At 29.2% G+C, this 4,822-nt stretch carries 5 protein-coding genes; 4 read left to right on the forward strand and 1 reads right to left on the reverse strand.

Annotated features, from left to right (window positions below):
* Positions 1-148: 148 nt before the first annotated feature.
* The gene (locus ACRC8M_RS11070) at positions 149-1,138 is read left to right on the forward strand and encodes a PfkB family carbohydrate kinase (protein ID WP_438529176.1); all 990 of its coding nucleotides are present in this window, start codon (positions 149-151) and stop codon (positions 1,136-1,138) included.
* A gap of 52 nt (positions 1,139-1,190) precedes the next feature.
* Here the strand turns inward: ACRC8M_RS11070 and hcp are convergent, their stop codons facing one another.
* The gene (gene hcp, locus ACRC8M_RS11075) at positions 1,191-2,858 is read right to left on the reverse strand and encodes a hydroxylamine reductase (protein WP_438529177.1); all 1,668 of its coding nucleotides are present in this window, start codon (positions 2,856-2,858) and stop codon (positions 1,191-1,193) included.
* A gap of 168 nt (positions 2,859-3,026) precedes the next feature.
* On the opposite strand from hcp, the gene ACRC8M_RS11080 reads away from it, so the two are divergent.
* From ACRC8M_RS11080 to ACRC8M_RS11090, 3 genes are all read left to right on the forward strand, one after another.
* A complete protein-coding gene (locus ACRC8M_RS11080; protein WP_438529178.1) occupies positions 3,027-3,536 on the forward strand; it encodes a hypothetical protein in 510 nt (169 codons plus the stop codon).
* A gap of 3 nt (positions 3,537-3,539) precedes the next feature.
* Positions 3,540-4,292 carry an IclR family transcriptional regulator gene (locus ACRC8M_RS11085; RefSeq protein WP_438529179.1) on the forward strand — a complete coding sequence of 251 codons (753 nt, stop codon included), beginning with the start codon at positions 3,540-3,542 and terminating at the stop codon, positions 4,290-4,292.
* Between the two features lie 102 nt (positions 4,293-4,394).
* The coding region (locus ACRC8M_RS11090) for a Dps family protein (protein WP_438529180.1) at positions 4,395-4,822 on the forward strand (428 nt) is incomplete at its 3' end.

A 4,822-nucleotide genomic window follows, 5' to 3' on the forward strand; every position in this document is an offset into this window, starting at 1 on the left:
CTTTAGAAAACGTTGATCAATGGATTAAAAATGGTGTTGTTGCTGTTGGTGTTGGTGGTAAGTTAGCTACTGGACCTTCTGAAGAGATTACTGCTACTGCAAAAGCTTTTGTAGCTAAAATTAAAAAGGTTAGAGAGGAGATCTAATTATGAGTAAAATCGTAACTCTTGGAGAGATTATGTTACGTCTTTCTACTGAAAATAATAATAGATTTATTCAAAGCAACACATTTAGAGCTGACTATGGTGGTGGAGAAGCTAACGTAGCTGTTTCTCTTGCTAACTTTGGAATAGAATCTGAGTATGTTACTAAGCTTCCAAACAATCCACTTTCTGACTCTATTTTTAGATATTTAAAATCTAATGGAGTTGAAACTAAAAATATAGTTCTTGGTGGAGAAAGACTTGGAACTTACTACTTAGAAGTTGGAACAAGTGTTAGAGCATCATCTGTTATTTATGATAGAAAATACTCATCATTTTCTACTTTAGATTATAGTGAGTTGCAAATAGAAAAAATTCTAAAAGATTGTAAAATACTACATCTTTCTGGAATTACACCTGCTCTTTCTGAAAATTGCAAGGAACTTACTATTAAAATTATGGAAAAAGCTAAGGAGATGGGAGTTTTAATTAGTTTTGATTTTAACTATAGAGGAAAACTTTGGACTTTAGATGAAGCTTCTCCTGTTCTAACAAGCTATCTTCCATATATAGATATCTGTTTTGCTGGTATTTTAGATGCTAAAAATATTATAAAACTAGGAAATCATTCAGATTTAAATGAGTATTATAAAGAGATTACAAAAAAATATCCAAATATAAAATATCTACTTTCTACAAAACGTGAAACACACTCAGTTAATGAAAATTCTTTAACTGGTTTCATCTTTAAAGATGGTGAACTTGTAGCTTCACCTAGATATACTTTCCAAATTGTTGATAGAGTTGGTGGAGGGGATGCCTTCGTTGCTGGAGCTCTTTTTGGAATCTATAACAACCACTCACCTAAAGATATTGTAGATTTTGCAACTGCAGCTTCGGTTTATAAGCACACTGTAAGAGGAGATGCTAATCTAGTTTCAAAAGATGAGATTTATAACATCATCAATAATGGTATTTCAACTGTTTCAAGATAATATATAAAAAAATGGTAAGGAACTCATCCCTTACCATTTTTATTTCCATTTTTTAGAAACTCTTTAAATCCTCTTCCACTGTTGAAATAGTCCCAATATTAAAGTTATCTATTAAAACTTTTAAAACATTTCCTGATAAAAATGCTGGAATTGTTGGGCCTAAATGGATATTTTTAACTCCTAAATGTAGTAACGCCAATAAAACTATTACAGCTTTTTGCTCATACCAAGCTATATTATAAGCTATTGGTAGCTCATTTATATCATTTAATTGGAATACCTCTTTTAATTTTAAAGCTATTAATGCTAAAGAGTATGAATCGTTACATTGCCCTGCATCTAAAACTCTTGGAATTCCACATATATCCCCTAAGTTTAGCTTATTATATCTGTACTTTGCACAACCTGCTGTTAAAATAACTGTATCTTTGGGTAAGTTAGCTGCAAACTCTGTGTAATAATCCCTAGACTTCATTCTTCCATCACATCCTGCCATTACATAGAATCTTCTAATTGCTCCAGATTTTACTGCATCTACAACTTTATCAGCTAGTGCAAATACTTGGTTATGTGCAAATCCACCTATAATTTTTCCTGTTTCAATCTCTGTTGGTGCTTTACATGTTTTAGCTAACGCTATAACTTCTGAGAAATCTTTCTTTCCATTCTTCTCTTCAACTCTTTTCCATCCTGGGAATCCAGTTGCATTTGTTGTAAATACTTTTCCTCCATATGAAGCTCCCGCTTTTGGAGGTACTATACAGTTTGTTGTGAATACAACAGGACCATTAAATGTTTCAAACTCCTCTTTTTGTTTCCACCATGCATTTCCATAGTTTCCAGCTAAATGCTTATATTTTTTTAGCTCTGGATAATAGTGAGCTGGTAACATCTCTGAGTGAGTATATACATCTACTCCTGTTCCCTCTGTTTGTTCTAAAAGTTGAACTATATCATTTAAATCATGACCTGATATTAAAATCCCTGGATTATTTCTAACTCCAATATTTACCTCTGTTATCTCTGGATTTCCAAATTTTCCTGTATTGGCAGAATCTAATAATGACATTACATCTACTCCAAATTTCCCTGTTTCTAAAGTTAATCCAACTAACTCTCCTAACTCTATTGAATCATCTAAAGTTGAAACTAAAGCTTTTTCTATAAATATAACTATTTCTGATTTCTCATATCCTAAATTTACAGAGTGCTCATAGTATGCTGCCATACCTTTTAATCCATAAATTATAACCTCTCTTAAAGATCTTATATCTTCATTCTCAGTTGAAAGTACACCAATTGTTAAAGCTTTTTTATTCATATCCTCGATTGTTTTTACTGTAAATGTTACTGCATCATGCTCTTTTAATCTTTTTATATCTAATTTTAATTTTTCTAATTGTACCTTTACTTTATCTCTAATCTCTAATCCTTTTAAAATCTCTTTAGCAATCATTTCATCATCAAAATTTGCATTTGTTATTGTTATAAATAAAGAGTTTGTTATATAGTAATCAATCTCTGAATTTAATTCTTTATTTTCTAATCTATTTTCTAAAGATAGATTTTCTCTCAAAATAGATATACCTTTTGCTGTATAAATAAGTAAATCTTGAAGATTTGATGTAGTCGGTTTCTTTCCGCAAACTCCTACTACTGAGCAGCCTTTATTTCCTGCTGTTTCTTGACATTGAAAACAAAACATTGGTATTTTTTCCATTGATATCTCTCCTTATTTCTAAAATATATAAGTGGATTATATCAGTATAGTTATTTTTTTCCTGTAACATATGTTACATAATCAACTTTTTTTTCTAGTAGATTTTTTATATTTAAGGTATAATCAGTTTATACTAATGAAAATATTCTTTTTATAGGAGGAGATTTTATGAAAAAATATCTATTTGTTTTTGGTTTTTTACTTTTTTTTATGGGATGTAGTAATACAGAAGAATATGTTGTCTCTGATTTTTTTGTAGCAGGAGATTTTACTTATAAAGGTGGATTTGAAAATGCTGGTTCAAAAACTACTAGCAAAACAGTTCGAAAAAATGGTTTAAAATTTATTATTGAAGAAACTACTGATACGGCTACAAGAGTTGAAAGAGTGTATCTAGTTAATAGTGATTCAATCTCCCTAATCTATGTTGGTGAGAATACTCAGATAAATATAGATAACCTTAATTTAACTAAAGGTGAAGTTATTTTAAAAACACCATTTACAGTTGGAAAAACTTGGAAATCTGGTAACAATATCTATGAAATAGTTGAATTTATAGATGCTGAATCTGGACCTGAAGTTACTGTAGAAAAAAGATATCCTAGTGGAACAATAGAAAGAACTACTTATCAAAAAGGATTTGGTAAAGTACAAAAGACCACAACAATGGTGAATTAAACTATGAAAAAATTAGTTCCAGCTATGGAAAAAATTGATAAAATTTTTAACTATCTTTATTTAAAAGAAAAAGCTTCTCAAGCTGAAATATCCAAAGATTTGAATATCCCTAAAGCTACAACAAATAGATTGATCTATACTTTAGTTACAATGGGATATATCTATCAAAATGGAAAAGATTATACTTTAGGAAATAAATTTGACTATTTTTCAAATAAAAATAAAAACTATAACTTAATAAAAAATATTTCTTATCCGTATTTAGAAGAGTTATCTTTAAAGTTTAAAGAAACATTTAAAGTTAGTGTTTTTGATAAAAATAAAATTAGAGTTATTGCTTCTGTTGAAAGTAATGACTATTATAAGATTACTGTCCCTGAAAATGCAATCTTTCCTTTGCATGCTGGAGCAGCAAGTAAAATTTTAATCTGTCAATTAACTGAAAAAAAATTAAACTCTTTACTCCCTGAAGTTTTACCAAAATATACCGAAAATACTATAACTAATAGAGATACTTTAAAGAAAGAATTATTTAAAGTCAATATAAAAAAAATTGCATTTGATAATATGGAGCACTCAAATACTGTTAGTGCCATAGCTATTCCTATTTATGATAAAAGTAATAAAATTATAGCTGCCCTTAGCTGCCCTTTTTTTAGTAGTAGTACTAATGAATCTCATATAAATGAGATTATTATTGCTATGAAAGAGGTCTCTGAAAAAATAAGTAAAACTCTTGCTAATATGTCATATTAATTTTTTTATTTTCTTAAAAGGAAATTTCTAAAATTCTCGAATAATGAAAGTGAAGTCAGAAAATAAAAACTAAAGGTTTTTTAAACAAGAGGAGGATTTTTTATGGAAAATAAAGATCTAGTATTTCAAATGAACAAATTTGTAGGAGACTTACATGTATTTAAAACCAAAATACACAACTTTCATTGGAACTTAACTGGTGAGCATTTCTTTGTTATACATCCTATGCTTGATGGTATAATGGGTGAAGTTGATGCACAAATCGATTCTGTTGCTGAAAGAATTTTAATGATTGGGCACAGACCTTTTGGATCTTTAGAAATATACTTAAAGCATACTGTTTTAGCTGAAGCTGAAACTAAAGCTTATGCAGCTAAAGAAGCTGTTAAATTAATGTTAGAAGACTTTAAACTTCTTTTAGCTGAAGCTAACATAATAATGAGAATTGCTGAAAAAGAAGATGATCAAGAAACTCTTGCTCTAGTTACAGATATAGCTGCTTTATATCAAAAACATATCTGGATGTTTGG

It is taken from the genome of Cetobacterium sp., assembly GCF_051653945.1.
Classification (GTDB): Bacteria; Fusobacteriota; Fusobacteriia; order Fusobacteriales; family Fusobacteriaceae; genus Cetobacterium_A.